We start from the raw sequence: 5,595 nt of genomic DNA, 5'->3' as shown, positions 1-5,595 counted from the left end.
GCACCAGCCCACGCCTGATTCACCGCCTGATTTACCGACGAGGAAGGACCACCATGGCCCTCACAGTTTCAGCCCCGCAGCCGATCGACCGTGCGGAGGAGATCCTGACGCCCGAGGCCCTGGCCTTCGTGGAGGAACTCCACCGGCGTTTCGCAGGCACCCGGGAGGACCTGCTCAAGGCCCGCGCCGCCAAGCGGGAAGACGTGGCCCGGACCGGCCGGCTCGAGTTCCTGCAGGAGACCCGGCACATCCGCGAGAGCGACTGGACCGTGGCCCCCGCCCCCGCAGCCCTTCAGGACCGCCGGGTGGAAATGACCGGCCCGGCCGCGCCGGCCAAGATGGCCGTCAACGCCCTGAATTCCGGTGCGAAGATCTGGCTTGCAGACCTGGAGGACGCCAGCACCCCCACCTGGTCCAACGTGGTCGAATCGATCCTCAACCTCCGGGATGCGGCGGCCGGAACGCTCGCCTTCACGTCCCCGGAGGGCAAGGAATACGTTCTCCGGACGGACGCCCCGCTCGCCGTCGTGGTGGCACGTCCGCGCGGCTGGCACTTCCCGGAGAAGCACCTGCTGATTGACGGCGAACCTGCCATAGGTGCGCTGGTGGACTTCGGCCTGCACTTCTTCCACACGGCCAAGCGCTTACTGGCGAACGGCCAGGGCCCCTATTACTACCTGCCCAAGATGGAGAGCCATCTAGAGGCCCGCCTCTGGAACGAAATCTTTGTCTTCGCCCAGGACTCCCTCGGCATCCCGCGGGGCAGCATCCGTGCCACGGTCCTGATCGAGACCATCCCCGCAGCCTTCGAAATGGACGAAATCCTCTACGAACTTCGGGACCACGCCGCCGGCCTGAACGCCGGACGCTGGGACTACCTGTTCAGCATCATCAAGTATTTCCGCGACGCCGGACCCCGGTTCGTCCTGCCGGACCGCGCCACGGTGGCCATGACGGCGCCGTTCATGCGCGCCTACACCGAACTGCTCGTCAAGACTTGCCACCGCCGCGGCGCGTTCGCCATGGGAGGGATGGCCGCCGTCATCCCCAACCGGCGTGAACCCGACGTGACGGCCCAGGCGTTCGAGAAGGTGCGCGCGGACAAGACCCGCGAGGCCAACGACGGCTTCGACGGTTCCTGGGTGGCACACCCGGACCTGGTGCCGGTGGCCCGCGAGGTCTTCGACGCGGTCCTGGGACAAAACCCCAACCAGCGTGAGCGGACCCGCGAGGACGTCACCCCGGACGACAAGGAGCTGCTGAACATTGCCGGCACCGAAGGCAAGATCACCGAGAATGGTATCCGCAACAACATCGAGGTGGGCATCCGCTACATGGAGGCCTGGCTGCGCGGCAACGGTGCCGTGGCCATCCACAACCTCATGGAGGATGCGGCAACCGCGGAGATCTCGCGTTCGCAGATCTGGCAGTGGATCCAGCAGGCAGCCATCACCGACACCGGCGAACTGATTTCCCGCGCCTGGATCGAGTCGATGACCGAGGAGGAATTCGAGAAGCTCTCCCGCTTCGAGGGCGACCGTTTCGAGGACGCCCGCGAGATCTTCGAGGCCTGCGCCCTGCGTGAGGACTTCCCAACCTTCCTCACCGTCCAGGCGTACAACCGCTACCTGCGTGAGGCCAAGTCGTTGGAAACGGCCGCCGCGTAAATATTCTTCGGTGGCGGGGTCAAGGGGCAAGCGCAACGACGCGACCACCCCTTGGACCCCGCCGCCAAGAAACAACTTCATAGCCATCGATCGTCCCCGCCGGCAGAGCTGTCCCAGGCGGGGACGACCGTATTTAAGCCACGTTTCCCGCGCCCAAAGCGATGAACAACGCACCGAGGTGTCTGCAAGGACACCATCGGCTGGACTTTCAAATGGCCGGGCGCGCCAGTGCCAAGGAAGATAATGGGACAAGGCCCCGTCGCGGTCCGAACACAGAAGAAACCCCAGAAGGAGCCCGGTGAGCCAGCCACATAATCCGCCAACGAAACTCTTCACCCGGGATTTCTTGCTCGCCGCCGTCGCCAACCTCTTCATTTCCATGGTCTTCTACCTGTTGATGACCTCCATGGCGCTGTACGCTGTGGACAGGTTCCAGGCCTCCGACAGCGCCGCCGGACTGGCCTCGAGCGCCTTCATCATCGGTTCGGTCATCGCCCGGCTCTTTGCCGGAAAATTGCTGCAGGTCGTGGGGCGGAAGCGGTTGGCTATTCTCGCCCTGGGCCTCTTTGCCCTTGCCTCGGTCTTCTACATCTTCAGCAGCACTCTGTTGCTCTTGCTCATCGTGCGTCTGGTCCACGGCATGGCGTTCGGCATGGCCAACACCGCCATCGCCACCGCCGTCCAGTCGCTCATTCCGCAAGCCCGGCGCAGCGAGGGGACCGGCTACTTCGGCTTGTCCACCACGCTGTCCACCGCTGTCGGCCCGTTCCTGGCCGTGCTGCTCGCGGGCAGCGGAAACTACACGGCTGTCTTCGTGTTTTGCACAGTCTTCTCGACTGCGGCCCTGATCTTCGCGTTGCTGGTCCGCATGCCCGAACCGCCGCAAACAACTCGCCTGTCCACGGCACATGCCCGCCGTGGCAGCTTTATCCGATCCATCATCAGCCCGGCGGCACTGCCGATTTCCCTGGTCATCCTGGTCTGTGGAATCGCCTATTCGGGCATCATTTCGTTCCTGGCACCGTTCCTGATCTCGAAGTCCATGACGGAGGCGGCCAGCTGGTTCTTTATTGTCTATGCCATCACCGTGCTCCTGTCCCGGCTCTTTGCCGGACGCATCCAGGACCGGCGGGGCGACAATGCAATCATGTATCCACTGCTCCTGATGTTTGTCCTGGGCATGGCCGCCCTGGCATTCGACCCGAGCAGCCTGAGCGTCGCCGCTGCTGCCGCCTTCACCGGCTTCGGATTCGGTGCGTTGTTGCCCTGCGCCCAGGCCATTGCAGTTACCGCGGTGCCGCCCGCGGACCTGGGCGTGGCCACCTCGACGTTCTTCCTAATGCTCGATGTCGGGATCGGCTTCGGGCCGGTCGCCCTAGGCCTGCTGATCCCCCACTTTGGGTACACCGGCATGTTCGGGATCCTCACCGTGCTTACGGTCCTTGCCATCGCCCTGTACTTCCAGGTGCATGGCCGCCATGCCCGCGGAAACCGGCGAAGGGCAACCTAGCGCGGGATCCCGAAGATCCTGCCCGGACTGACACGAACGAAGGCCACGACCGTCCAAGCCACCAGAGCCAACGCGGCTAGCCACAAGACCTTCAGGCCAACCTGCAGGTAAAGGAGAGCTCCGACAAAGGACCCGAACGTGATCATGGCCCAGAATGCGCCATACGGCAGTCACGCCCATTTGGGACCTCCGACTAGCATCGCGGCCCGGTGCTGCCCCCTCTTCACCAGGGCACCGGTCATGTAGGTCAATCCGACGCTGACCTCGCCGCGGCGCGTGTAGGTCGCATTTACCGCCCCCTGGACATGGCCAGCAACACGGCGGTTCAGACACCTCCGGCCGAACCCAGGGCGGTGGTTGCCGAGGCCAGCAGGAAGATCGAGGAAACCGAGAGCACCGCCCCGCGCCGGTGCACCGAGGGAACATTGCTGGGCAGGGTTGCCGCTGCCACTCCAAACACGAAGCCTGCCACCGACCCCATGGCCAGGGCCCATGCGAGATAATTGCCTTCCGCGAATGCCGCGCCTGAGCGGGTCGAATTGCCGCTCATAAACGAGACAAAGTAGCCGCCGAAGTGGATGAATGCCACCCCGTCCACGAATCCGGAAATCGCTGTCAGTCCGCTGGCATATGCGATTCCCCGCCATCCCAAAGACCCCGTCACGTGTTTTCTCCTCATCGCACGCCGGCGCAAAGCAACGCTCCGCCCTGGGCACCGTCAAAATCATTGGTGCCGGCAGCCACCAACAACGACTTCCCACTCCTCCCCCGTCTATTGACCCAACCAAACCGCAGCTTGCGGGCCCGCAGCCACGCACCGAACCGCAGGTGATCCGTGCCACGGGATCATGGCCGAATCAATCCACCGACTTACCATTGAATTTCCCCCTTCCAACCAAAGGTTTATTTTCGTGCCCCAATTTGCCCAGGCGCTTGCCCGCGGACTCAACGTCCGCCACGTCCGGTTCATGGCCCTCGGTTCGGCCATCGGCACCGGTCTGTTCTACGGTTCCGCATCAGCCATCCAGGCCGCGGGACCCGCGGTCTTGCTGGCCTACATGGTTGGTGGCGCCGCCGTCTTCATGGTGATGCGTGCACTGGGAGAGATGGCGGTGCGCCACCCGGTCTCCGGGTCCTTCGGCCAGTACGCCTCCAAGTACCTGGGCCCGTTTGCCGGTTTCATCACGGGCTGGACGTTCGCCTTCGAGATGGCGATCGTGGCCATTGCCGACGTCACCGCATTCGGCATCTACATGGGGTTCTGGTTCCCGGATGTCCCCCGCTGGATCTGGATCCTGGCCGTGGTCTTCTTCATCGCCGCGCTGAACCTGATGAAGGTCAAGGTCTTTGGCGAGACCGAGTTCTGGCTCTCGCTGATCAAGGTCTCGGCCATCATCGCCATGATCGCCGGCGGTGTGCTGATCGTGCTCTTCGGCTTTGGCCTGCCGGCCGAGGCCAACCCCGGCATCGGCACCCTGCTGGCCGCCGGAGGGTTCTTCCCCAACGGGTTCTGGGGCCTGCTGGCCTCCTTCTCGATCGTGATGTTTGCCTTTGGCGGCATCGAGACCATAGGCATCACCGCCGGTGAGGCAGAGAACCCCAAGTCAGTGGTGCCCAAGGCGATCAACACCGTGCCTGTGCGCATCCTGCTCTTCTACGTCTGCACCCTGGGCATCCTGATGATGATCTACCCGTGGAACCAGATCGGTTCCGAGGGCAGCCCCTTCGTGCAGATCTTCGACAACCTGGGCATTCCCGCGGCGGCACACATCCTCAATGCAGTGGTCATCACCGCCGCGATCTCGGCAATAAACTCCGACATCTTCGGAGCCGGACGCATGATGTTTGGCCTCGCCCAGCAGGGCCACGCCCCGGCGTCCTTCGCCAAGATCTCCCGCAACGGGGTCCCCTGGATGACGGTGCTGACCATGGGCATCGTGCTGCTGGCCGGAGTGGTGCTCAATGCGCTGCTGCCCGAGTCGTTGTTCCTGGTCATTGCCTCGATTGCCACCTTCGCCACCGTGTGGGTGTGGGTCATGATCCTGCTCTCGCACATCTCCATGAAGCGGACCATTGCGCGCGAGAACCTCCAGGCGTCCGAGTTTCCCTCCCCCTGGTGGCCGGCCGCATCCTATGCCGCGCTGGCATTCATGGGATTTGTGATCGTGCTGCTGGGCGTCATCCCCGCAACCCGCATCGCCCTGGTGGTTGGCGTGGTCTGGATTGCGCTCCTGTTTGTCGCCTACAAGGTGTGGGTGCGCGGCAAGGGCCACGAGCGCGCCGAGCTGGTCGACGAGACCGGGCGCGAATACGCGACGGCCGATTCGCACTAGCGGGTCCTCCCAACCCCAGCTTTCCCATTGTCAGGAAGCCGGGCCCCGTGGTAAAGCGCGGGGGGTGGGGGGTTGATGACGCGAA

The 5,595-nt window shown here is 64.1% G+C and carries 5 protein-coding genes; 3 read left to right on the top strand and 2 right to left on the bottom strand.

Translation table 11 applies throughout. The features are described from left to right. The first annotated feature begins 53 nt into the window (after window positions 1-53). Both aceB and ACLQ7E_RS18170 read left to right on the top strand, forming a co-directional pair. Window positions 54-1,667 (top strand): malate synthase A, encoded by a 1,614-nt coding sequence (gene aceB, locus ACLQ7E_RS18175; protein ID WP_411733983.1) that lies wholly within the window; start codon window positions 54-56, stop codon window positions 1,665-1,667. A gap of 298 nt (window positions 1,668-1,965) precedes the next feature. Beyond that, window positions 1,966-3,177, top strand: coding sequence for an MFS transporter (locus tag ACLQ7E_RS18170; protein ID WP_411733982.1), 1,212 nt, complete (start codon window positions 1,966-1,968; stop codon window positions 3,175-3,177). On the opposite strand, the gene ACLQ7E_RS18165 is transcribed toward ACLQ7E_RS18170, so the two are convergent. Both ACLQ7E_RS18165 and ACLQ7E_RS18160 read right to left on the bottom strand, forming a co-directional pair. Continuing rightward, window positions 3,174-3,323, bottom strand: coding sequence for a hypothetical protein (locus ACLQ7E_RS18165; RefSeq protein WP_411733981.1), 150 nt, complete (start codon window positions 3,321-3,323; stop codon window positions 3,174-3,176). The two genes, ACLQ7E_RS18170 and ACLQ7E_RS18165, sit on opposite strands and share 4 nt — an antisense overlap. Before the next feature lie 179 nt (window positions 3,324-3,502). Further along, the gene (locus tag ACLQ7E_RS18160) at window positions 3,503-3,841 is read right to left on the bottom strand and encodes a DUF1275 family protein (RefSeq protein ID WP_411733980.1); all 339 of its coding nucleotides are present in this window, start codon (window positions 3,839-3,841) and stop codon (window positions 3,503-3,505) included. A gap of 304 nt (window positions 3,842-4,145) precedes the next feature. On the opposite strand from ACLQ7E_RS18160, the gene ACLQ7E_RS18155 reads away from it, so the two are divergent. Then, window positions 4,146-5,510, top strand: coding sequence for an amino acid permease (locus ACLQ7E_RS18155; protein ID WP_411733984.1), 1,365 nt, complete (start codon window positions 4,146-4,148; stop codon window positions 5,508-5,510). The last annotated feature ends 85 nt before the right edge of the window (window positions 5,511-5,595 follow it).

Origin of the sequence: Paeniglutamicibacter sp., from assembly GCF_046714615.1 — a bacterium.
GTDB lineage: Bacteria > Actinomycetota > Actinomycetes > Actinomycetales > Micrococcaceae > Paeniglutamicibacter.
The sequence above is the reverse complement of the archived record's forward strand: the minus strand, read 5'-3'. Positions and strand labels throughout refer to the sequence as shown.

Bases quoted from the DNA above. Each gene is read 5' to 3' on its own strand.
- ACLQ7E_RS18165 (WP_411733981.1), bottom strand. From the start codon at position 3,323: ATGATCACGTTCGGGTCCTTTGTCGGAGCTCTCCTTTACCTGCAGGTT.
- aceB (WP_411733983.1), top strand. From the start codon at position 54: ATGGCCCTCACAGTTTCAGCCCCGCAGCCGATCGACCGTGCGGAGGAG.
- ACLQ7E_RS18155 (WP_411733984.1), top strand. From the start codon at position 4,146: ATGGCCCTCGGTTCGGCCATCGGCACCGGTCTGTTCTACGGTTCCGCA.